This is a genomic window from Allobosea sp. P2_A10, assembly GCF_056405115.1.
This window is the reverse complement of sequence record NZ_JBFUCS010000007.1, coordinates 115,218-136,296: the sequence shown is the minus strand read 5'-3', so window position 1 is coordinate 136,296 and position 21,079 is coordinate 115,218. Positions and strand designations below refer to the sequence as shown.

At 67.3% G+C, this 21,079-nt stretch carries 21 protein-coding genes; 10 read left to right on the top strand and 11 right to left on the bottom strand.

All coding sequences use genetic code 11. From position 1 onward, the window contains the following. Positions 1-27 precede the first annotated feature (27 nt). Both AC1DZY_RS12460 and trxA read left to right on the top strand, forming a co-directional pair. Positions 28-687, top strand: a complete 660-nt coding sequence (locus AC1DZY_RS12460; RefSeq protein WP_476820426.1) for a DUF1345 domain-containing protein — start codon at positions 28-30, stop codon at positions 685-687. 105 nt (positions 688-792) lie between these two features. Further along, a complete protein-coding gene (gene trxA / locus AC1DZY_RS12455; RefSeq protein ID WP_476820425.1) occupies positions 793-1,113 on the top strand; it encodes a thioredoxin in 321 nt (106 codons plus the stop codon). A 76-nt stretch (positions 1,114-1,189) separates the two neighbouring features. Here the strand turns inward: trxA and AC1DZY_RS12450 are convergent, their stop codons facing one another. Then, entirely contained in the window at positions 1,190-1,579 is a 390-nt protein-coding gene (locus tag AC1DZY_RS12450; RefSeq protein WP_476820424.1) for a DoxX family protein, read from the bottom strand. A gap of 311 nt (positions 1,580-1,890) precedes the next feature. Here AC1DZY_RS12450 and AC1DZY_RS12445 point away from each other — a divergent pair, with 311 nt between their 5' ends. Next, a complete protein-coding gene (locus AC1DZY_RS12445) occupies positions 1,891-4,044 on the top strand; it encodes a transglycosylase domain-containing protein (RefSeq protein ID WP_476820423.1) in 2,154 nt (717 codons plus the stop codon). A gap of 138 nt (positions 4,045-4,182) precedes the next feature. Here AC1DZY_RS12445 and AC1DZY_RS12440 read toward each other — a convergent pair whose 3' ends face one another. From AC1DZY_RS12440 to AC1DZY_RS12430, 3 genes are all read right to left on the bottom strand, one after another. Beyond that, the gene (locus tag AC1DZY_RS12440; RefSeq protein WP_476820422.1) at positions 4,183-5,379 is read right to left on the bottom strand and encodes a multidrug effflux MFS transporter; all 1,197 of its coding nucleotides are present in this window, start codon (positions 5,377-5,379) and stop codon (positions 4,183-4,185) included. A 132-nt stretch (positions 5,380-5,511) separates the two neighbouring features. After that, complete coding sequence (locus AC1DZY_RS12435; RefSeq protein ID WP_476820421.1) at positions 5,512-6,252, bottom strand: M48 family metallopeptidase; 741 nt, start codon at positions 6,250-6,252, stop codon at positions 5,512-5,514. 43 nt (positions 6,253-6,295) lie between these two features. Next, a complete protein-coding gene (locus tag AC1DZY_RS12430) occupies positions 6,296-7,597 on the bottom strand; it encodes a polyhydroxyalkanoate depolymerase (protein WP_476820420.1) in 1,302 nt (433 codons plus the stop codon). Positions 7,598-7,795: 198 nt separating this feature from the next. On the opposite strand from AC1DZY_RS12430, the gene AC1DZY_RS12425 reads away from it, so the two are divergent. Both AC1DZY_RS12425 and AC1DZY_RS12420 read left to right on the top strand, forming a co-directional pair. Continuing rightward, on the top strand, positions 7,796-9,145 hold the full coding sequence (locus AC1DZY_RS12425; protein WP_476820528.1) for an ActS/PrrB/RegB family redox-sensitive histidine kinase: 1,350 nt from the start codon (positions 7,796-7,798) through the stop codon (positions 9,143-9,145). 81 nt (positions 9,146-9,226) lie between these two features. Continuing rightward, a complete protein-coding gene (locus AC1DZY_RS12420; RefSeq protein WP_476820419.1) occupies positions 9,227-9,793 on the top strand; it encodes an ActR/PrrA/RegA family redox response regulator transcription factor in 567 nt (188 codons plus the stop codon). Here AC1DZY_RS12420 and mmcB read toward each other — a convergent pair. After that, the gene (gene mmcB / locus AC1DZY_RS12415) at positions 9,790-10,251 is read right to left on the bottom strand and encodes a DNA repair putative endonuclease MmcB (RefSeq protein ID WP_476820418.1); all 462 of its coding nucleotides are present in this window, start codon (positions 10,249-10,251) and stop codon (positions 9,790-9,792) included. The two genes, AC1DZY_RS12420 and mmcB, sit on opposite strands and share 4 nt — an antisense overlap. A gap of 263 nt (positions 10,252-10,514) precedes the next feature. Between mmcB and AC1DZY_RS12410 the strand changes: the two genes are divergently transcribed. Together AC1DZY_RS12410 and AC1DZY_RS12405 are read left to right on the top strand one after the other, a co-directional pair. Further along, positions 10,515-11,540 carry an MraY family glycosyltransferase gene (locus AC1DZY_RS12410; protein WP_476820417.1) on the top strand — a complete coding sequence of 342 codons (1,026 nt, stop codon included), beginning with the start codon at positions 10,515-10,517 and terminating at the stop codon, positions 11,538-11,540. Continuing rightward, positions 11,533-12,459: an NAD-dependent epimerase/dehydratase family protein gene (locus tag AC1DZY_RS12405; RefSeq protein ID WP_476820416.1), complete on the top strand. Its 927-nt coding sequence runs from the start codon at positions 11,533-11,535 to the stop codon at positions 12,457-12,459. Before AC1DZY_RS12410 ends, AC1DZY_RS12405 begins: the two co-directional genes overlap by 8 nt. On the opposite strand, the gene AC1DZY_RS12400 is transcribed toward AC1DZY_RS12405, so the two are convergent. Then, complete coding sequence (locus AC1DZY_RS12400; protein ID WP_476820415.1) at positions 12,386-14,347, bottom strand: SDR family NAD(P)-dependent oxidoreductase; 1,962 nt, start codon at positions 14,345-14,347, stop codon at positions 12,386-12,388. The two genes, AC1DZY_RS12405 and AC1DZY_RS12400, sit on opposite strands and share 74 nt — an antisense overlap. 57 nt (positions 14,348-14,404) lie before the next feature. Continuing rightward, positions 14,405-15,001 carry a TetR/AcrR family transcriptional regulator gene (locus AC1DZY_RS12395; RefSeq protein ID WP_476820414.1) on the bottom strand — a complete coding sequence of 199 codons (597 nt, stop codon included), beginning with the start codon at positions 14,999-15,001 and terminating at the stop codon, positions 14,405-14,407. 206 nt (positions 15,002-15,207) lie between these two features. Here AC1DZY_RS12395 and AC1DZY_RS12390 point away from each other — a divergent pair, with 206 nt between their 5' ends. Both AC1DZY_RS12390 and AC1DZY_RS12385 read left to right on the top strand, forming a co-directional pair. Further along, entirely contained in the window at positions 15,208-15,426 is a 219-nt protein-coding gene (locus AC1DZY_RS12390; protein ID WP_476820413.1) for a hypothetical protein, read from the top strand. Beyond that, positions 15,404-15,739 carry a type II toxin-antitoxin system PemK/MazF family toxin gene (locus AC1DZY_RS12385; RefSeq protein WP_476820412.1) on the top strand — a complete coding sequence of 112 codons (336 nt, stop codon included), beginning with the start codon at positions 15,404-15,406 and terminating at the stop codon, positions 15,737-15,739. The genes AC1DZY_RS12390 and AC1DZY_RS12385 overlap by 23 nt, the downstream gene beginning before the upstream one ends. Before the next feature lie 9 nt (positions 15,740-15,748). On the opposite strand, the gene AC1DZY_RS12380 is transcribed toward AC1DZY_RS12385, so the two are convergent. Beyond that, positions 15,749-17,230, bottom strand: a complete 1,482-nt coding sequence (locus AC1DZY_RS12380; protein WP_476820411.1) for a cobyric acid synthase — start codon at positions 17,228-17,230, stop codon at positions 15,749-15,751. 285 nt (positions 17,231-17,515) lie between these two features. Here AC1DZY_RS12380 and AC1DZY_RS12375 point away from each other — a divergent pair, with 285 nt between their 5' ends. Continuing rightward, a complete protein-coding gene (locus tag AC1DZY_RS12375) occupies positions 17,516-18,667 on the top strand; it encodes an aminotransferase (RefSeq protein ID WP_476820410.1) in 1,152 nt (383 codons plus the stop codon). Positions 18,668-18,677: 10 nt separating this feature from the next. Here the strand turns inward: AC1DZY_RS12375 and AC1DZY_RS12370 are convergent, their stop codons facing one another. The 3 genes from AC1DZY_RS12370 to AC1DZY_RS12360 form a co-directional block, all read right to left on the bottom strand. Continuing rightward, positions 18,678-20,069 (bottom strand): hypothetical protein, encoded by a 1,392-nt coding sequence (locus AC1DZY_RS12370; protein ID WP_476820409.1) that lies wholly within the window; start codon positions 20,067-20,069, stop codon positions 18,678-18,680. 32 nt (positions 20,070-20,101) lie between these two features. Further along, a complete protein-coding gene (locus AC1DZY_RS12365) occupies positions 20,102-20,452 on the bottom strand; it encodes a RidA family protein (RefSeq protein ID WP_476820408.1) in 351 nt (116 codons plus the stop codon). 159 nt (positions 20,453-20,611) lie between these two features. Then, a complete protein-coding gene (locus tag AC1DZY_RS12360; RefSeq protein WP_476820407.1) occupies positions 20,612-21,061 on the bottom strand; it encodes a YqaA family protein in 450 nt (149 codons plus the stop codon). Positions 21,062-21,079 lie beyond the last annotated feature (18 nt).

Here is a 21,079-nt window from a genome sequence, read left to right as displayed (position 1 = left end):
GCCTCCGCCCCGGCCTAGATCGGGTTGATGAAACTGCTGCCGCAACCCCTGCTGGTCCGGCCCCGGCTCGCCATCGCTTTGGCCGCGATCGTCCTGCTGGCCGTGGTGCTGCCCGGCGACTGGCGTTGGACGACGCGGCTGCTGATCGCCTGGGACGCAGGCGCGGTGCTCTATCTCGGACTGATCGCGGCGACGCTGTTTCGCGAGGGTCCCACGGAGATCAAGGCCCGCGCCGACCAGCAGGACGAAGGAGCAGCCGCGATCCTCGTCATCGCCTGCCTTGCGGCGGGCGCAAGCATCGCCGCCATCGGCGTCCAACTCGCGGGGCTGAGCAGCGTGCCGGTCGGCGAACGCAGCCTGCATCTGGCGCTGGGCGGGTTCACGATCCTGTGCTCGTGGACGCTGCTGCACGCCTTCTTCACGCTGCACTATGCCGGTGCGTATTATTCCGGCGGCGCGAAGACGCCGTGCCTCGACTTTCCGGGAGAGAGCGACCCGGACTATGTCGATTTCCTGTATTTCGCATACACGATCGGCTGCACCTCGCAGACCTCGGACGTCGCGGTGACGACGCGGGCGGCGCGCGGGATCGTGCTGGCCCATTCGATCCTGGCCTTCGTCTTCAACACCAGCATTCTGGCGCTCGGCATCAATGTCGGAGCATCGCTCGTTTCAGGCGGTTCATGAGGCCTCGGCCATGCATCGCGCGCGCCTTGACCCCGGCCCTGCGCATTCATAGCTTCGGGTCCGAATGCAGCGGATGCTGCGCGATTTTTTGAAAGGCTGCACGCCATGGCGACGATCAAGGTGACCGATGCGAGCTTCGAGGCCGATGTCCTCAAGTCCGCCGAGCCGGTCGTGGTGGATTTCTGGGCCGAGTGGTGCGGCCCGTGCCGGATGATCGGCCCGGCTCTCGAGGAGATCGCCGGCGAGATGAACGGCAAGGTCAAGATCGTGAAGATGAACGTCGATGAGAACCAGGCGATTCCCGCCCAGTTCGGCATCCGCTCGATCCCCACATTGATGCTGTTCAAGGACGGAAAGCTGGCTTCGCAGAAGGTCGGCGCCGCCCCCAAGAGCGACCTCTCGCGCTGGATCGCCGGGGCCGTCTGACGCGTCTTCGTCAAACATGAAAAAGGCCCGCCATCCCCCGGGATGGCGGGCCTTTTTCGTTTTCAAAACAACGCCATCAGGCCTTGTCGACGCTCCACGCGCCGGGGCCGGCGAAGAACAGGTAGAAGAAGACGAAGCAATACAGGATCGCCGCATCGCCGCCGTTCAGGACGGGATAGAGATTGCGCGGGTGATGACCCATGAAATAGGCGAAGGCCATCTCGCCGCAGAGAATGAAGGCGATCGGGCGGGTCAGGAAACCGAACAGGATGGCAAGACCGCCGACGAGTTCCAGCGCTCCCGCAAACCAGTATATCGTGAACATGGCGGGCAAACCGCTCGGCGGAGCGGCGGGGAAGCCGAGCAGTTTCTGCGTGCCGTGCGCGATGAAGATCAGCGCGGCGACGATACGCAGCACGGCAAGCGCCTGCGGGGCGTAGCGCTGGAGGGAATTCAAGGCCTGCATGGTGTCTCTTTTCGTGAGGCTGGTGATTTCGTGGCAAAACGCCGCGTAATTGCGATGTTTGTCTCGAGGCGTCTCGACCTGAGTACGGCTTTTGCGGGTGTGATGACAAATTGACGCGTGCAGCGCAACATAGACCGGATGGCGATCCGTGCTTGCAGGATTGCAACATCTTCACGTTTGCGCGACGCCGATCAGGCTGCGTGGTCGCCCGAGGCTTAACTACCCCTTAAAAGCGCCATGTTTCACTCCTGTCTGACGCTAGGGACGCAGTTGGCCCGCCAAGTGCGTGCTTTCGGGTGTGATCGGGGCCAATGAACGACAAGACCAGACGGGCTGAGCGGCGCGAGCCGTCTTTCGAACGCGGGCGCAGCGAAAGCCGCGACGATTTCGACATGCGCCTGTCGGCCGACGACCGGCCGGGTCGCGGCCAGCGCGCGCCGTCGCGCCAGGACGAACGCCGCGAGCCGCCGCGGCGCGACAAGCGCAGTGGTGGTGGCAATGGCGGCAGGCGGCGCGGACGCAAGGGCCGTTCGCTGCTCGGCGGGCTGTTCTACTGGACGATGGTGATGGGCCTGTGGTGCGCCATCGGCGTCGGCGGTCTGATCGCCTATCACGCCTCGCAGCTGCCGCCGATCAACCAGCTGACCGTGCCCAAGCGCCCGCCCAATATCGCGATCCTGGCGGCGGACGGCTCGCTGCTGGCCAATCGCGGCGAGACCGGCGGCCGCACCATCACCATCGGCGAGGTGCCGCCCTATCTGCCCAAGGCGTTCGTGGCGATCGAGGACCGGCGCTTCTACCAGCATTTCGGCATCGACCCGGTCGGCGTCGCCCGGGCGATCGCGGCCAACCTGTCGCGGCGTGGCGGCGTGCAGGGCGGCTCGACCTTGACCCAGCAGCTGGCCAAGAACCTGTTCCTGACCCAGGAGCGCACCGCCGCGCGCAAGATCCAGGAGGCGATCCTGGCTCTCTGGCTGGAGCGGACCTATTCCAAGGACCAGATCCTCGAGCTCTATCTGAATCGCGTCTATTTCGGCTCGGGCGCCTATGGCGTCGAGGCCGCGGCGCAGCGCTATTTCAACAAATCGGCGCGCTCGGTGACGATCGCGGAAGCCGCGATGCTCGCTGGTCTCGTGCAGGCGCCCTCGCGGCTGGCGCCAAACCGTAATCCGGAAGCGGCCGAAAAACGTGCGCAGCTCGTCGTCGCCGCGATGGCCGAGCAGGGCCTGATCTCGCAGGCCTCGGCAAAAACGGCGGTGACCGCGCCGGCCGAGGCAGCCGAGCGCATCGGCGCGGGCTCGGTCAACTACGCCGCCGACTATGTCATGGACGTGCTCGACGATTTCATCGGCGCGGTCGAGGGCGACGTGACCGTGCTGACGACGATCGACCCGAAGCTGCAGGCCTCGGCCGAGACGATTCTGGTCGAGACGCTCGCGGCCCAAGGCGTCAAGCAGGGCGTCGGGCAGGGCGCGGTCGTCTCCATGGCGCCAGACGGAGCTCTGCGGGCGCTGATCGGAGGGCGCGACTACACCAAGAGCCAGTTCAACCGGGCGACCGCCGCCAAGCGCCAGCCCGGTTCGGCCTTCAAGCCCTTCGTCTACCTGACCGCGCTGGAACAGGGCCTGACGCCCGACACGATCCGCGACGATTCGCCGGTCTCGATCAAGGGCTGGCAGCCGGAGAACAACGACAGGCGCTATCGCGGTCCGGTGACGCTGCAGACCGCCATGGCACATTCGCTGAACACGATCGCGGTCAAGCTCACCCAGGAAGTCACGCCCAAGGAGGTGGTGCGGACGGCGCAGCGGCTCGGCATCTCGTCGGGGCTGCTGGCCAATCCCTCGCTGGCGCTGGGAACGTCCGAGGTGACGCCGGTCGAGCTGACGACGGCCTATGCGACCTTCGCCAATGGCGGGCAGGCGGTGCTGCCCTATGTCATCCGCGAGGTGAAGTCAGTCTCCGGCAAGGTGGTCTATGCCCGCAAGGGCGCCGGCTTTGGGCCGGTGGTGCAGCCGCAGACGCTGTCGATGATCAACGCCATGTTCCACGAGGTCATGGTCAGCGGCACCGGATCCAAGGTGAACATTCCCGGCTGGGAGGTCGGCGGCAAATCCGGCACGACCCAGGATTTCCGTGATGCCTGGTTCGTCGGCTTTACGTCGAAACTCGTCACCGCCGTCTGGCTCGGCAATGACGACAACAGCGCGATGAAGCGGGTCTTCGGCAGCGGCCTGCCCGCCGAGGTCTGGGGCAAGTACATGAAGGCCGCCCATGTCGGCCTGCAGCCTGCGCCACTGCCGGGCGGGCTGTGGCGCAGCGGGCCGAAGTCGATCTTCGACAGCGGCACGCCGGTTGCGGGCGCAAGGCCACCCGCCAACACGCAGACCGCCGACAGCGATCGCGGCTGGGTGCCCCCTGCGCCGCAGGAGAAGAACCTGCTGCAGAAGCTGTTTGGCGGCTGAGATTGCGAGCCCTCATCCTGAGGAGGCCCGGAGGGCCGTCTCGAAGGGTGCTTCAGGAGGCTCCGCCGACCACTGGACCATCCTTCGAGACGCCGCTTCGCGGCTCCTCAGGATGAGGGCTGTGGGTGGCGGTGACGGCTACGCTTTCGCGGCGCGGACCGCGCCGCTCAGGCGAAACAGCGTGAAGGCGGCGACGCCGATCACCGACATGACCGCAGGCAACGGCAAGGCCGAGCCCTGCAGCAACCGGCCGACGAGCAGCCCGACGCAGGCCGAGAACAGCATCTGGCAGAGCCCGGTGAAGGATGAGGCCGCGCCGGCGCGCTCGGGAAACGGCATCATCGCCGAGGCCTGCGCCTGCGGCATGGTCAGCCCGACGCCGCAGGCATAGATCGCCATCGGCACGGTGACGCCGAGCGGACCGCCGAAGCCCGTGGCGACGCAGGCCAGCATGGTGAGGCCTCCGGCGGCGAGACAGCCGACGCCGAGCGCGATGACGCCGTCGAGCCCGCGCCGGCCGACGAGGCGCTGGGCGATGATCGTGCCCAGTATGAAGCCGAGCACGCCGAAGCCGAACGACAGGCCGTACTCGACCGGCGACAGCCCGTAGACGCCGATCAGCACGAAGGATGAGCCGGAGATGAAGGCGAAGAGCCCGCCATAGGCCAGCGCCGTCAGCGCGACATAGACGCGATAGGCACGGTTCTGCAGCAGGACGCCGAAGCCGCGAAAGATCGCCGGCAGCGAGAGCCCCTGCGGCGAGCGCGCCCGCAAGGTCTCGGGCATGATGAAGGCGATCACGCCGACGAGCACGAGCGCGAAGACCAGCGTCGCGATGAAGGTCGAGCGCCAGCCGAACGCGTTCTGCAGCACGCCGCCGAGAACCGGCGCGACTGCCGGCACCAGCCCCATGATCATGCCCATGCGGGCAAGCTCGCGTCCGGCGCGCGGGCCCTCGTAAAGATCGCGCACCATGGCGCGGCCGAGCACGATCGGCCCCGACGCGCCGAAGGCCTGGACAGCGCGGGCTGCGGTCAGGGCCCCGATCGAGGGTGCAAGCGCGCAGGCCAGCGTCGCCAGCAGGAAGAGACCAAGACCGCCGAGCAGAATCGGCCTGCGCCCGAGCCTGTCCGAAAGCGGGCCCCAGATGATCTGGCCGCCGGCGAAGCCGAACAGGAAGGCCGAGAGCGTAGCCTGCGCGCCTGCGACGTCCGTACCCATGACCCGGACGATTTCGGGCAAAGACGGCAGGTAGAAGTCGGTCGAAAGCGGCCCGAGCGCCGTCAGCATGGCGAGGACGGCGGTCATCGCCAGCGTATCGGGGCGGAGCTTCATGGCGATGGCGGCCTATCCTGGCTCGGAAAAACGCCGTCATCCCGGGCGTAGCAAAGCGGAGACCCGGGATGACGGCATGTTTGCGGGCGTAAAACAGCCCTCTCCTAGGCCCGGCGCTTCACGCTGTCGAGGTCAGCCGAAGCCGTGCAGCCCGGCCCCGTGCCGCTTCAGCCAGGCTTCCGCCTCCTCCGTGCGGGGGCAGAGCTTGTGCGTCAGCGCCCAGAAGCGGTGCGAGTGGTTCATCTCCCTGAGATGGGCGACCTCATGGGCCGCGAGATAGTCCAGCACCAGCGGCGGGGCCAGGATCAGCCGCCAGGAGAAGTTCAGATGGCCCTTCGACGAGCACGAGCCCCAACGGCTGGTGGTGTCGCGGATCGTGATCTTGCGGGCGGGGATGCCGAGCGCGGCGGTGTGAGCCCGAACCGCCTTCTCCAGATCGTCGAGCGCGGCGCGGCGCAGGAAATCCTTGACCCGGCGCGGCACATGCACCGCCTCGCCGGAGACCGCGATGATCGGGAGCCCGTCCTTGTCGGTGGTCGCATGGGTGATGCCGCGCACCTTCGACCAATGCACGATGCGATGCGGCACGCCGCGAAAGGGGACGGTCTCCCCGGGCTCGAACGGCACGCTGAGCGGGCGTTTGGCGACGCGCGCGGCGATCCAGCCGCCATGCTTGTCGGCGAATTGCCGGCCGGCGGCGAAATCGGCCCGGTCGGGCAGGGTCAGCGTGATCTCGCCCGTCGCCTGCGAGACGCGCAGGGTCATCCGGCGCGCGCTTGCCCGTCGCTTCACCGCGACCGGGTAGAGCGTGCCGGCATGGGCGACTTCGATCCGGTCGGGATCGGGCTGGCGCTTGAACAGTGAGAGCCGCATCGCCCGCGATGGTGCAGGATTCGCGGGGCTGAAGGAAGAGCCCTCAGCTTGCGATCTTCAATGCCTTGCGGGCCTGTGCCGCGCTGGCGTCGCGCCGGCTTTTCGCCGCATCCATGTCGAGGCTGACCATGAAATCGGAGATGCGCGGCGCGATTTCCGAGCGGAAGCGCGAGCCGTTGAAGACGCCATAATGGCCGACGCCCTTCTGCAGATAGTGCACGCGCATCTCGGCGGGGATGTTCGAGCAGAGGTCATGGGCGGCCTGGGTCTGGCCGACGCCGGAGATGTCGTCGTTCTCGCCCTCGACCGTCATCAGCGCGACGCGGCGGATCGCCTTGAGATCGACCGGCTTGTCGCGATGCATCATCGTGCCGTTGGGCAGAGCGTGCTTCACGAAGACGGTGTCGACGGTCTGGAGATAAAACTCGGCGGTCAGGTCCATCACCGCCAGGTACTCATCGTAGAAGTCGCGGTGCTTCTCGGCGGAATCGCCATCGCCCCGGATCAGGTGCTTGAACATGTCGTAATGGGCGCTGACATGCTTATCGAGGTTCATCGCCATGAAGCCCGAAAGCTGCAGGAAGCCGGGATAGACCTCGCGGAAGGCGCCGGCATGCGGGAACGGCACGGTGGTGATGCAATTGTCGCGGAACCAGTCGATGCCGCGGTCCATGGCGAGCTTGTTGACGCCGGTCGGCGACCGGCGGGTGTCGATCGGTCCGCCCATCAGCGTCATCGAGCGCGGAGCGCAGGGGTCGTCCTCCGCTTCCATGCGGGCGATTGCCGCGAGCACCGGTACCGAGGGCTGGCAGACGGCCATGACATGGGTGTCGGGGCCGAGCTTCTGCAGCATGGCGATGACGTAGTCGACATAGTCGTCGAGATCGAAGCGGCCAGCGGCGGCCGGCACCAGCCGGGCGTCGACCCAATCGGTGATGTAGACCTCATGGCCAGGCAGGAACGCCTCGACCGTGCCGCGCAGCAGGGTGGCGTAGTGGCCCGACATCGGCGCGACGAGCAACACCTTCGGCTGGGGCTTGCGCCGGCCCTCGATCTTGCGGTCGAAATAGACCAGCTTGCAGAAGGGCCGCTCCCAGACGACGCGCTCCTCGACCGCGACCTTGACGCCGTTGATCGTGGTTTCGGCTAAATCGAAGGCGGGCTTGCCATAACGGCGCGTGGTGCGCTCGAACAGCTCGGCGGACGCGGCCATGGTGCGCCCGAAGGGCGTGTAGGTCAGCGGGTTTGCCGGATTCTTGAAGAGGAGCTGCATGGCGTCGGAGAAATTCCGCGCCGGGCTGGCCATCATGTGCATCGCTTCATAGGCATGGTAGGCGAACGACATGGGAGCTCCTGACGCGCGATCACGATCTTTACCGCAGCGCGACATCCTGTTGCGCCGCAGCAAGAGAACGCACCGTATGCCTAATTTGTTCTCATTCAATCCGGCTAAAGGCTAAGATTTCGCTGAGATGCCGAAATACCACGCTTTATCCCTGACAAAGCCTTGCGCACGGCGCTCCGCAGGCGGCGCCGTGCCATGATGCCGTTCGACCTGTCGGCCCCGGTGCTGGAGCGCTCCAACCGGCATTTGCGGCTGGACACGCTGGTGCGGCTGCGCTGGCTTGCGATCTCCGGCCAGAGCCTTGCGGTCGCGGGCGTGCATTTCGGGCTCGGCTTCGTCTTGCCCTTCGGCTGGTGCTTTGCCGTCATCGCCGTTTCGGCCTGGCTCAACATCGCGCTGCGGATCCGCTTTCCGCTGAGCCACCGGCTGCGGGCGGGCGCGGCGACCGCGCTTCTGGCCTTCGACATCATCCAGCTCGCGGCGCTGCTCTATTTGACCGGGGGGCTGCAGAACCCGTTCTCGATCCTGTTCCTCGCGCCGGTGATGATCTCGGCGACCGCGCTGCCACCGCAGCGCACGCTGCTGCTGGGCCTTCTCGCGGTGGCGCTGGCGACCGCCGTGAGCTTCACGCATCTGCCTTTGCCATGGGCCGGCGACAACCAGCCCGTGCTGCCGCCATTCTACCAGGCCGGCAACTGGATCGCGCTCGTCCTCGGCATCGGTTTCACCGGCATCTATGCCTGGCGCGTCGCCAAGGAGGCGCGCGACCTCTCGGACGCCCTGACCGCGACCGAACTCGTGCTGGCGCGCGAGCAGCATCTCTCGCAACTCGACGGGCTCGCCGCCGCCGCCGCCCACGAACTCGGCACCCCGCTCGCCACGATCGCGCTGGTGGCGCGCGAACTCTCGCGGCTTGCGCCGGCCGAGGGTGAAATGGCCGAGGACATCACCCTGCTGCGCGAACAGGTCGAGCGTTGTCGCGGCATTCTCGGCAAGCTCGCCTCGCTGCAGGACGACGACGGCAGCCCGCTCGACCAGCTTTCGCTGACCCTGCTGATCGAGGAAGCGGCCGGGCCGCAGCGGCCCTTCGGCGTGCCCTTCGAGATCGAGATGCTCGGCGACAGGCCCGAGCCGGTCTGCCGGCGCAATCCCGGCATGATCTACGGGCTCGGCAACATCGTCGACAACGCCGTCGATTTCGCCCGCTCGGCGGTAGCGATCACGGCGCGCTGGACCCCGACCCATGTCACGCTGACCATCGCCGATGACGGGCCGGGCTTTCCGCCCGACGTACTGATGCGGGCAGGCGAGCCCTATCTGTCGCGCGGGGCCAGCGAAAGCCGGGCCGGCGGCGGCCTCGGGCTCGGGCTGTTCATCGCCAAGACGCTGCTGGAGCGCGGCGGGGCGGCGCTGGAATTCTCCAACCTGCCGGCCCCGGCGAGCGGCGCCTCGATCCGGATCGTCTGGCCGCGCGCCATCTTCGAGGCCGACCTGCGACAAGCCGGGACTACCAACCCGGAAGCCGCGGCCCTAAATAGGGTTAGCTGACCGCTTGCGCCTGCAGGGTGCGTTCGGGAGGCAGCCGCGCTACAATTCCGGCGGGACAGGCCCGGCGGAAGGAGAGTTTCGATGCAAGACGTCCTGAGCGAAGCCGCCCCGACGGCGATCGTCGCCGATATGAGCCTGTTGCTCGTCGACGACGACAAGCCGTTCCTGACCCGGCTCGCCCGCGCCATGGAAGGCCGCGGCTATTCCGTACGCACCGCCGAGAGCGTGCAGGCGGGGCTCGCCGCCGTCGAGGAGGCCGCGCCGGCCTTCGCGGTGATCGACCTCCGGCTTGGCGACGGCAATGGCCTCGACGTCATCGCGCGGCTGAAGGAGCGTCGCCCGGATGCGCGCGGGATCGTGCTGACCGGCTATGGCAACATCGCCACCGCCGTCAGCGCGGTAAAGCTCGGCGCGTTCGATTTCCTCGCCAAGCCGGCCGATGCCGACGAAATCCATTCGGCGCTAGCCGCCGCGCGCGATTCGCGCCCGATGCCGCCGGAAAACCCGATGTCCGCCGACCGGGTGCGCTGGGAGCACATCCAGCGCGTCTATGAGCTCTGCACCCGCAACGTCTCGGAGACGGCGAGGCGGCTGGGCATGCATCGGCGCACGCTCCAGCGCATCCTGGCGAAGCGCGCGCCGCGCTAAAACCCCGGATCCTCCAGCGTCGCCAGCCGCGTAGCCGCGAGCTTCGCGAATGCGATCGTCAGCGCCTTGCGGCGTGCGCCGCTGAGCGGATGGCGCGGCGGCGCGCGCAGCATCTCGCCGCCCCAGGCGTCGGCGACGATCAGGCCGACATCGTCGGGCAGGATCTCCAGCGGGAATTCGGGCGCGACCGCAAACAGGAAGCCGTCGCAATAGTCGCGGTAATCCGGCCATTTGCCATCGACCCGATAATCCTCGATGCCCGACTTGACCTCGACCACCAGCAATTCGCCCGAAGGCGACAGCGCGACGATGTCGCCGCGGCGGCCATTGGCGAAGGTCATCTCCTTGACGATGGCGTAACCGAGCGCGCGCAGATGCCGGCCCGCGCCACGGCAGACGGCGCGGGTGATCTCGGGCCGCGCCGGCGGCGGATTGAGACGGGAATCGGCTGGAGACATCGCCGGCATGTTCACTTTTTGTGCCGGAGAGGGCAAGCAGGTTGTCAGTGACGAAAGCATGCGGGTGAAGGCACCGTCATTCCGGACAAGCGGCGAAGCCGCGCCGATCCGGAACCCATCATCGAGCGCCGTCTTCCCTTACGATGGATTCCGGGTCTCCGCTTCGCTGCGCCCGGAATGACGGCGCGTGGGATGAGCGAAGGCGGCGACTACGCAACGCCGCCCCTAGCCAATTCGCCGCGCTCGACTATGGTGCCGCCGCCTTGGAACGTCTCATTGCCCCACTCCTGATCGCCCTTGCCGCTGCCGCCGTCTCGGCGGCGCTGTGCGTCGCTTTGCGGCCGCTGCTCGTGCGCTATGCGCTGGCACGACCCAATGCGCGTTCGAGCCATACGGTTCCAACGCCGCAGGGCGGCGGCATCGCGGTGCTGGCCGGCGCGTTCGTCACGCTTGGGCTGGCGACGCTGGTGACGACGCTTCCGATGGGCGCGGGGCGCGATCTGGCGCTCGTGGCGATGGCTGCGACCCTGCTAGCCGTCGTCGGAGCTTGGGACGACATCAGGCCGCTGCCGGCAAGCCTGCGCCTGATCCTGCAGGCGCTTTGCGTCGGGCTGGTGATTTTTGGGACAGCGCCCGAGCTGCGGCTATTTCCAGACCCCGTGCCGCTCATGGCAGAGCGGACGCTGGCGATGCTGGCCGGAATCTGGTTCGTCAACCTGGCCAATTTCATGGATGGCATCGACTGGATGTCCGTCGTCGGCATCGTGCCGCTGGCGGGCGCTCTGGCGCTGGCGGGGAGCCTCGGCGTGATCGACCCCGCGAGCGGCTGGCTCGCGGCGGCCCTGTGCGGCGGCCTTCTCGGTTTTGCGCCGTTCAACCGGCCGGTGGCGCGGCTTTTCCTCGGCGATGTCGGCTCGCTGCCGATCGGTCTCGTCAGCGCCTATCTGCTCTACAGGCTGGCCGGAACCGGTGTGTTTGCCGCCGCGCTGATCCTGCCGCTTTATCACATCATGGATTCGACGATCACGCTGCTGCGCCGGCTCGCGCGCCGCGAGCGCGTCTGGGAGGCTCATCGCAGCCATTTCTACCAGCAGGCGACGACGAACGGCTTTGCCGTGCGCAAGGTGGTTGCCGAGGTCGGCGTTCTGAACATCGGGCTCGTGGCGTTGGCTGGGCTCAGCATCGCCTCGCCTGCGCCCTGGATTCAATTCGCCTGCCTCGTCGTGGCGCTCGCACTGACCGCGCTGCTGCTGCGCCGCTTCTCGCGAAAGCGGGCCGGCCATGGCTGAACCTCTCGTCCTCGTCACCGGCGCGAGCGGCTTCGTCGGACCCCATGTCGTCGCGGCGCTTCGCGAGGGGGGTTACCGGGTGCGCGTCGCGCTGCGCCGGCCGACGGCCATGCTCGACGGCGTCGAAACCGTGCCGATCGGCGATCTTGTCGGCCCGGTGGACTGGCTGAAGGCGCTCGACGGCGTCGATCACGTCGTGCACATGGCCGGGCTTGCCCATGCCGGGCCGGGACTCGACGAGGCGCTCTACCGGCGGATCAACACGCAGGCGACGCTCGACCTCGCGCGAGCCTCGCGGCAGGCCGGAATCTCGCGCTTTATCTACCTGTCCTCGATCAAGGCGCTGAGCGGCGCCTTCGACGGCCCGCCGCTGGGCGAGGACGACACGCCCGCCCCCGACGATGCCTATGGCCGCTCCAAGCTTGCCGCCGAGCAGGGGCTGGCGGCGCTCGATCTCGATTGGGTGAGCCTGCGGCCGGTGCTGATCTACGGGCCGGGCGTCAAGGCCAACATGGCGGCGCTGATGAAGCTGGCGCACCTGCCCGTGCCGCTGCCGCTGGGCGGGTTGACCGCTCCGCGCTCGCTTCTGGCGGTCGAGAACCTCGCCGGCGCGATCCTGTTCGCGCTGGCGCCGGCCTGCCCGGCGCGGCGCTGCTACATCGCAGCCGACCCCGAACCGATCAGCGTCGCGCAGATCATCGCCGCGCTGCGGGAGGGGCAGGGACGACCACCCGGTCTCATTCCCGTGCCGGCGTCATGGCTGGGGTTCGCGGCCCGTCTTGCAGGCAAACATGACGCCTTCGTCAAGCTGAGCGGCAGTCTCGTCGCCGCGCCCAACGCCCTGCTCAGGGCCGGGTGGCGGCCACAAGTGGCGACGCCGGCGGCGCTGGCGCGGCTGGCGGCGTCGAGCGCAGCCTGAAATCGGGKATCGCCTCGTCGAGCACGGCCTCGGCGGTGGCGCGGTCATCCGCCTTCAGCCCGGCTTCCAGCCGGGTGAGCCAGCCCTGCATCCGGGCGCGGCCGGCGAAGATCGGCTTGGCCGCCATCACGCCGTCGAGCCCGGTCTCGGCCTTGGGCTCGTCCTTGGCGAAGAGGATTTCGTTCAGGCGCTCGCCGGGCCTGACGCCGGTGACCCTGATCTCGATGTCGATGCCGGGCTCGAAGCCGGCCAACCGGATCATGCGCTCGGCCAGATCCAGGATCTTCACCGGCTGGCCCATCTTGAGGATATAGACCGCCGCGCGCTCGGCTTCGGGCTCGTCGCCTTTGGCGTGGGACGCCGCCGTGAGCACGAGGTCGCAGGCCTCGCGGATGGTCATAAAATAGCGGATCATCTCCGGGTCGGTGACCGTGACCGGGCCGCCGCGCTCGATCTGCGCCTTGAACTTCGGCACGACCGAGCCGACCGAGCCCAGCACATTGCCGAAGCGCACCGCGACCAGCCGCATGCCGGCGGCGGCGGCGACGAATTCGGCGTCGCGCGACTGGGCGTACATCTCGGCGAAGCGCTTGGTCGCACCCAGCATCGAGACCGGCTCGATCGCCTTGTCGGTCGAGATCAGCACGAAGATCTTCGCGCCGGCCGAGATCGCGGCGTCGGTGACGTTCACCGAGCCGAAGATGTTGGTCTTGATGCCCTCGGTCCAGTCGGCCTCGAGATAAGGCACATGCTTCAGGGCGGCAGCGTGGATGACGATGTCGGGCGCAAAGCCGCTGAACAGCGGTGTGATCCGGGCGCGGTCGCGGACATCGGCGAGCGCGCCGGAGACGATGGTCGGAAGGCCCTGGGCGATCAGCTGCTCGGTGATCTGGAACAACGCCGGCTCGGAGCTTTCGACGATCAGCAGTTCGGCCGCCCCAAAAGCCGCGCAGCGCAGGCAGATCTCGGAGCCGATCGAGCCACCGCCGCCGGTGACCAGTACGCGTTTGCCTTTGAGGAAAGCGCCGAGGCGCTCGCGGTCGATCGCCACGGTCGGGCGGACCAGCAGATCCTCGATTTCGAGCGGGGCGAGCTCGCTGTCGCGCATGCTCTCGCCTGACGTGTCGATGCGCGAAATCGGCAAGGCGAGCTTGCGGGTGCGGGCGAGCCATTTGTCTGGCTCGGCCTCGGGCAGGAGCGCGCTGCCGGTCGCGACGATGCGGCGGAAGGCCTCGCCGCGCTCGGCGGCGTCGGTCGCGATCGTCTCGATGTCGGCGAGCAGCCCGAGCACCGGCACGCCGCGGATCGACTGGCCGAGATCGTCGACGCGGGGCGTCAGGATGCCGGCCGGGCGCATGTTGCGCATGGTGCCGGCTTCCATCGCCCGGATCACCATCTCGACCTCGACGCCGCGCCCGAGCAGCAGCGCCGGCAGGGCGTCGCTGCGCACGGCCTGATGCCGCGAGCGGGAGTATTTGAAATAGCGATAAGCCAGGCGCGGGCCGCCCAGCAACGCGATCTGCACCAGCCAGTAGAGCGCGATGGTGATCTTGCCGAAGAAGAACGCGCCGTAGAAATTCGGCGCGACCAGCACATAGTCGACCACGAGCAGGGTCAGCGTCAGGATCGACACCGCCCTGACGATGTTCGACAGGTCCGGCAGCGAGGCGAAGCGCCATTTCGAGCGGTAGAGCGAGAAGAACCAGTAGACCAGCCCGGCATAGGGCACGAAGAAGGGCAAAACCTGCGGCAGATGGCGCAGATGCTCATCGAACTGCGCATTCTCGAAGCGGATGACGAAGACGAGCCAGATCGCCACCGCCGTCATCACGAGGTCGTGGACGATGACGGCGAGCTTCTTGAAACTCTGCTTGGAGAATAGGGCCATGGCAGGCGGGGTATCCCGCTCCCTTACCGGCTTGTCAACGCGCCGGGGCGTCGGCTGTCAGGCGTGCGGCGACGCCGGCTTCAGTCCGGCCAGAACGAAAGTGACAAGTTCCTCGGGCGTCGGCCCCGGCATGCGCGCGCATTGTTCCATGAGCAGGGGGTGATGAAAGCGGATCAGCGCCGTGCGGATGCAGCGCGTCGCAGCAAGTGGATCGACCGGCCGGAACTCGCCGCTGGCGACGCCATCCGCGACGACCCGGCAAAGCAGCGCATCGAAACGGGCTATGTGGCCGAGGATCGCATCCCAGCTTTCCTCCATCGCGGCGCAGACCATTTCGTTCATGTGGAGCTGGTCCCTGAACCGCGCCGCATTGATGCGATGGGCGGTCAGAAGCATCTCGGTCAGCCGATCCGCAGCCGTGCCCGGCGCATCGGCGATCGCAGCCAGCGCGGTTTCCAGCTCGCCCTTGAAGCGCTCGAGCACGGCCTCGTTGATCGACTTCTTGGAGTCGAAGAACCGATAGACGTTCGCGGGGCTCATGCGCAGCGATTTGGCGATGTCGGCGACCGTCGTTTTCTGGTAGCCGATGTCACGAAAGAAGCGCTCGGCCGTATCGACGATGCTCAGCCTGGTATCGCGCTCAGGATAGCTCAAAGCGGTTTCCCGTTTCAGTGTCCGGCGGTTTCGGGAGCGAATATTTGACTATGACGAATTTCGTCATTCGTCAACTTCATGACGGATAAAGACTTTAGCCAGAAGTTGCTGCCAACTGCGGACGCGGCATTTTATTGCAGCGCGGAAACTCAGGCTGGTGTAATGCATATATGCATATGCACAGGAGGCGCGAGATGCAGAAGCGCATGACGATAAGCATCGACGAAAACGTCTATGACGGCCTCGTCAGGGTCGTCGGGCGGCGCAAGATCAGCCGGTTCCTCGAGGAGTTGGCGCGACCTCATGTCGTCGGAGAGGATCTGGAATCCGCTTACAAGGCGATGGCCGCCGATACCACGCGCGAAATCGAGGCGTTGGAGTGGAGCGAGGCCCTGATCGGTGATGGCGGCGATGCGGCGCGGTGAAGTCTGGTGGATCGACTTCGACCCGGCTCGGGGCGGCGAAATCAGGAAAACACGACCAGCCGTCATTCTCAGCAACGATGCCGCCAATGCTGCTCTCAATCGTCTTCAGGTGGTGCCGCTGACCAGCAGCACCGGCAGGCTTTACCCCAGCGAAGCCGTCGTGACGGCAGGAGGCAAAAGCAGCAAAGCCATGGCCGACCAGATCACCACGGCCGCAAGGGAGCGTTTCAAGACAAAGCTTGGAACGCTTTCCGCCGAAGACCTTCGGGCTGTCGAGCAGGTCGTCAAACTTCAGCTTGGCTTTCGCCTCTGAGCGATAATCTCAGGCTTCGCCTCGACCTCGCGCCAGCCTGAGAATCGCCTCGATGTCGAGATGCCCGGCCATATGCGCGGCAAGCCGGTCGAGCGTCGCCTCGACCTCGCTGTCATAGGCCAGCGTCGAGGTCAGCCCGCCTTTCGCCAGCGTGGCCAGCAGTTCCAAGCGCACCGCATCCGACGCGAACATGCCGTGCAGGTAACTTCCCATGACGCGGCCGTCTTTGCTGATTGCGCCGTCCATCCGCGCGCCGATGCGAAAGGGTGCGCGCGCCGTATCGGGGCCGTCGGTCGCGCCGAGATGGATCTCGTAGGCATTGCCACGCGCCGCGCTCGGCGCATGGCTGAAATCGACCTCGCGAACGGTCTTGTCGCGGTCGAGTACAGTCTCGACATCGAGTAGGCCGAGGCCGGGCGCATCGCCGGCTGGTCCCTCAAGCCCGAGCGGATCACGCACAACGCGCCCCAGCATCTGATAGCCACCACAGAGGCCCAGCACGTGACCGCCGCGCCGATGATGGGCGAGGATGTCGATATCCCAGCCCTCGCCGCGCAGGACCGCGAGATCGCGCATCGTCGTCTTGGATCCCGGCAGGATCACAAGATCGGCGTCGCCCGGCAAAGCCTGCCCGCGCGGGATCAAGGCCAGATCGACGCCCGGTTCGAGCTTCAGCGGGTCGAGGTCGTCGAAATTGGAAATGCCGGGCAGGACGGGGACGACGACCCTGAGCGCCGCATCGGGGCGCCGCTCAGTGGAGCGCAGATCGAGCCCGTCCTCGGCCGGCAGCCGCGCCGCCTCCGCGAACCATGGCACGATGCCGAGGCACGGCCAGCCTGTCGCCGCACGGATCGTCTCGACGCCATCGGCGAAGAGGCGCGTGTCGCCGCGGAAACGGTTGATCGCGAAGGCTTTGATCATCGCCCGGTCGGCCTCGTCGAGCACCGCATGGCTGCCGACGAGGCTGGCGATGACGCCGCCGCGATCGATGTCGCCGATCAGGATCGCCGGGACGCCGGCGGCCCGCGCAAAGCCGAGATTGGCGATGTCGCGCGCACGCAGATTGGTCTCGGCCGGCGAACCAGCTCCCTCGACGATGACGAGATCGGCCTCCGCGCCGAGACGTGCGAAGCTCTCCAGGACCTTGGGCAGGAAATCGCCACGGCGGGCATAGTCGCCTGAGGAGAGATGGCCGGCGACGCGGCCCTGCAGCACGACCTGGCTGCCGGTCTCGCTTTCGGGCTTCAGAAGCACCGGGTTCATGTCGACATGGGGCGCGATCCGCGCGGCGCGCGCCTGCAACGCCTGCGCCCGGCCGATTTCGCCGAACGCGGTCGCGGCCGCGTTGTTGGACATGTTCTGGGGTTTGAACGGCGCGACCTTCAGCCCGCGATCGACTAAAAGCCGGCACAACCCGGCGACGATCAGGGATTTGCCGACATTCGAGCCGGTTCCAAGGATCATCACGGCAGGGGTGGGGGCAGTGGCCATGCGCGCTGATTAGGCGCTGGGCCCGGTCGCGGCAACCCGGGGACGCGGCCAGACGAGGACGCGAGGGTCACCGGTTCACGTCAGTATCCTGCAACGTCAAAGGGGCGAAGCCGTCGCAAGCGCCTGTCGTGAACCGGCGTGGACAAATAAGCACTGAGCTCTGATGAATGTCAACATTCATCACTTGATATTTTGCGCCGACGATTCGCCGCCGGCACGGATGCGCATCGCCGGCTGGCATGGTAGAGCGGCTGCCCTGTCCGCCAGCAACGACGTGCCTTGCCGATGAACCCGATCTTCTCCGCCCTACAGACCAGTGTGTTCGAGGTGATGTCGCGTCTTGCGCGCGAAACCGGAGCCGTCAATCTCGGCCAGGGCTTTCCCGACGATCCCGGCCCCGAGGATGTCAGGCGCAAGGCCGCCGACGCGGTGATGTCGGGCTGGAACCAGTATCCGCCGATGATGGGGCTGCCCGAGCTGCGCCAGGCGACGGCCACGCATTTCAGGCACTGGCAGGGCCTCGATCTCGACCCCGACAGCGAGATCATGGTGACCTCGGGCGCAACCGAGGCGATCGCGGGCGCGCTGATGGCGCTGATCACGCCGGGCGACGAGGTCGTGCTGTTCGAGCCGATGTACGACGCCTATGTCCCGCTCGTGCGCCGCGCGGGCGGCATCCCAAAATTCGTGACGCTGACGCCGCCGCATTTCGGGCTGAGCGAGGACGCCCTGGCGCGGGCCTTCTCGCCGAAGACCCGGGTCGTGCTGTTCAACAATCCGCTGAACCCGACGGCGACGATCTTCAGCGACGCCGATCTCGACCTGCTGGCGGATTTCTGCATCCGGCACGATGCTATCGCGATCTGCGACGAGGTCTGGGAGCATGTCGTCTTCGACGGCCGACGGCACAAGCCGATGCTGTCTCGCCCCGGCATGCGCGAGCGCACCGTGAAGATCTCGTCGGCCGGCAAGATCTTCTCGCTGACCGGCTGGAAGGTCGGGCTGGTCATGGCCGCACCGAAGCTGATGCGCGTTCTGGCCAAGGCGCATCAATACATCACCTTCACCACCCCGCCGAACCTGCAGACGGCGGTCGCCTACGGGCTGGGCAAGGACGACGGCTATTTCGAAGGGATGCGCGCCGATTTCCAGCGCTCGCGCGACCGTTTCGCCGATGGCCTGACGGGGCTCGGCTTCTCGGTTTTGCCCAGCGTCGGCACCTATTTCCTGAACGTCGACATCGCCCCGCTCGGCGAGCAGGACGACGTCGCCTTCTGCCAGCGGCTCGTGACCGAGAACGGCGTCGCGGCGATCCCGGTCAGCGCCTTCTATGCGGAAGGGGCGGTCAAAACAGTCGTGCGTTTCTGCTTTGCAAAGCACGATGCAACGCTGGATACGGCGCTTGAACGCCTCGCCAGCCGAGCGCGCGCAGCCTGAAACGCGCGACTCAGCCCTTGCGCAGGCTCTCCGCCAGCGCGGCTGCCTGGATCAGCTTCTTTTGCAGCTCGGCTGCGTTGGCTGCGTAGCCTGCAGCCCGCATCGCCTCGACCGCCGCCATGATCTGCGCCAGCGCCTGCTGGGCGACCGCTAAATCCTTGCGGCGCCGGGCGAGCTCCATCGTCGCCAGCGCCTGATTGGCGGAACTCGTGGCCCAGAGCAGCGGAACGGCCTCGCGGCCGCGTTCCTCCAGCGCCCGGCCGAAAGCGGCGACCGCCTCCTCAAGCACCACGGGCTCGCTGTAGCGCTCGCCCATGGCGCGCAGCACCTGGCCCATCCGGTCCTGCACATCCGACCAGAGCTCGGGCCCGGCCTCGCGCGACCAGACATCCAGCGCAAACTGAAATCCGTTGAAGGCAGCCTCCAGGCTGGCCATGCCGCCGCTGCGCTGGCCAAGTGCGGCGTTGGCCCGGCCGATATCGTATTGCACCCGCGCCCAGCCCTGCGGGTCGCCCGCGCGGTCGGTTGCCGCGAGCACCGCGCGAAAAGCGTCCACGGCCTCCTCGATCAGGCCGATATCGCCGCTGGCTTCACCGATCTGGAGCACCATTGCGCCGAGATGACGCTGCAGCCGAACCCACAGCGGCGCAGCCTGCGGCTTGCGCAGGTCTTCCAGCGCCGTGCGGTAGCAGGCGGCGGCCTGGTGCAGCAGCTTGGGCTGGGACGTCAGGCCGCCAAGCCCGGCAACCGCCAGTCCGAGCCGCTCCTGCGCTGCAGCCCAGCGCACCGTGTCGTCGAAATTGTCGAGGCCGCCGATCAGCGCGCGCAGATGCGCGATTGCGGCGTCGAAGCCGGACCGATCGGCAAAATCCTCGCCGAGTCGCATCAGGACATCGGCCTGGCGCAGCGCCAGCTGGTGGCTGTGCTCGGCATCGGCCAATCCGACGATCGCCGCAGCCTCGCCAAGACGCTTGGCAGCCTCGCGGCAGGCCTCGGGCGACAATTCGAGCAGGCTGGCGGCGGCGCGGTCGGCGCGCGCATCGCCGGCGACCCGGCGGCGGTCGTCGGGCATCGCTCCGAGATCGGAAAGGCCGCCGAGAATCTGCAATTCGCTTTGAGCGAGCGCCTTGTCGAGTTCGGCGAACTGGCCGGCTTCGAGCGCTTGCGCCGCAGCAGCGCGCCAGCGCGCCAGCGCGCTGTCGGCAACCGGCTGGGCGAGGCTGCGGCGCAGCTTGAGAAAATCGCCGGCCTTGCGCGAGAGCAGGCGCTCCAGCGCGGCCGGCGACAATGTCGATGGCGTCTTCAGGAAGACGGCGACCATGGCGATCAAGGCCGCCGGAGGCACGCCGTGCCGGCGCGCGACGCGCGCCAGCATCGCAGCGAGATCATCCGGCTTGGTCAAGACATCGCCTCCGGGCCCGATCGCCATTCAGATCATTTCGCGGCGATGACCGCGATTTCGACAGTGAACTGCGGCGCGGCGAGCTTGGCCTCGACCGTGGCGCGGCCCGGCGTGGCGCCGGCGACGACCCACTTGTCCCAGACGCCGTTCATCTCGGCGAAGGTCGACATGTCCGACAGCCAGATATTGACCATCAGGAGCTTGGTCTTGTCGGTGCCGGCCTCGGCGAGCAGGCCGTCGATGATGCCGAGGATCTCTGCGGTCTGTTCGGCGACGCTCTTGCCGGCGGCCTTGTCGCAGACCTGACCGGCGAGATAGACCGTGTCGCCATGGACGACCGCCTTGGACATGCGCGGGCCGACTGCGATGCGCTTGATGCTCATAACTGTAATCTCCAGAAAAAGGGCGCCTGCTCGTAACCCGCGCACAAGCTTTGCGCAAACCTCGTTCACCGGCCGACCGTCCGTCGCGCTGATGTCGAAAGCGTTACCACCTCCGCGGAGAAGGCTTGCGCATATGGCCTATGCCATCTGGCCGATGTCTCAGATGAAAGCCGCCCAGCCCGCCCAGAGCGCGGCGTAACGCCCCGCTTTGCCGATGAAAACCAGCACGACGAAGCGGCCGAGCGGATAGTCGAGCGTGCCGGCCACGAATGTCAGGGGATCGCCGCCGATCGGCAGCCAGGCGAACAGTAGCGAGGGCCAGCCATAGCGCTCGAACCAGCCCTGCGCCTTCGCGAGCCGAACCGGATCGGGCCGCAGCCGGACCGGGAGGCGCTCGACGCCATGGCGGGCGATCAGCCGGCCGAGCCACCAGTTGAGCACCGAGCCCGCCGTATTGGCGACGCTGGCGACCAGGAAAAGCGCCAGTGGATCGACGGTCCGGGCGGCGAGCAGCGCGACGAAGACGGCCTCTGACTGCGCCGGCAGAAGCGTCGCCGCGACGAAGGCCGCGCCCGCCATGCCGGCGAGCGAAGCGAGGGCTTCGATCACGGCAGAATGCCGAAAGGG

Excerpts from the sequence above, each read along its gene's own strand:
- AC1DZY_RS12460 (WP_476820426.1), top strand. The coding sequence starts at position 28 with ATGAAACTGCTGCCGCAACCCCTGCTGGTCCGGCCCCGGCTCGCCATC.
- trxA (WP_476820425.1), top strand. The coding sequence starts at position 793 with ATGGCGACGATCAAGGTGACCGATGCGAGCTTCGAGGCCGATGTCCTC.
- AC1DZY_RS12450 (WP_476820424.1), bottom strand. The coding sequence starts at position 1,579 with ATGCAGGCCTTGAATTCCCTCCAGCGCTACGCCCCGCAGGCGCTTGCC.
- AC1DZY_RS12445 (WP_476820423.1), top strand. The coding sequence starts at position 1,891 with ATGAACGACAAGACCAGACGGGCTGAGCGGCGCGAGCCGTCTTTCGAA.
- AC1DZY_RS12440 (WP_476820422.1), bottom strand. The coding sequence starts at position 5,379 with ATGAAGCTCCGCCCCGATACGCTGGCGATGACCGCCGTCCTCGCCATG.
- AC1DZY_RS12435 (WP_476820421.1), bottom strand. The coding sequence starts at position 6,252 with ATGCGGCTCTCACTGTTCAAGCGCCAGCCCGATCCCGACCGGATCGAA.
- AC1DZY_RS12430 (WP_476820420.1), bottom strand. The coding sequence starts at position 7,597 with ATGTCGTTCGCCTACCATGCCTATGAAGCGATGCACATGATGGCCAGC.
- AC1DZY_RS12425 (WP_476820528.1), top strand. The coding sequence starts at position 7,796 with ATGCCGTTCGACCTGTCGGCCCCGGTGCTGGAGCGCTCCAACCGGCAT.
- AC1DZY_RS12420 (WP_476820419.1), top strand. The coding sequence starts at position 9,227 with ATGCAAGACGTCCTGAGCGAAGCCGCCCCGACGGCGATCGTCGCCGAT.
- mmcB (WP_476820418.1), bottom strand. The coding sequence starts at position 10,251 with ATGTCTCCAGCCGATTCCCGTCTCAATCCGCCGCCGGCGCGGCCCGAG.
- AC1DZY_RS12405 (WP_476820416.1), top strand. The coding sequence starts at position 11,533 with ATGGCTGAACCTCTCGTCCTCGTCACCGGCGCGAGCGGCTTCGTCGGA.
- AC1DZY_RS12390 (WP_476820413.1), top strand. The coding sequence starts at position 15,208 with ATGACGATAAGCATCGACGAAAACGTCTATGACGGCCTCGTCAGGGTC.
- AC1DZY_RS12385 (WP_476820412.1), top strand. The coding sequence starts at position 15,404 with ATGGCGGCGATGCGGCGCGGTGAAGTCTGGTGGATCGACTTCGACCCG.
- AC1DZY_RS12380 (WP_476820411.1), bottom strand. The coding sequence starts at position 17,230 with ATGGCCACTGCCCCCACCCCTGCCGTGATGATCCTTGGAACCGGCTCG.
- AC1DZY_RS12375 (WP_476820410.1), top strand. The coding sequence starts at position 17,516 with ATGAACCCGATCTTCTCCGCCCTACAGACCAGTGTGTTCGAGGTGATG.
- AC1DZY_RS12365 (WP_476820408.1), bottom strand. The coding sequence starts at position 20,452 with ATGAGCATCAAGCGCATCGCAGTCGGCCCGCGCATGTCCAAGGCGGTC.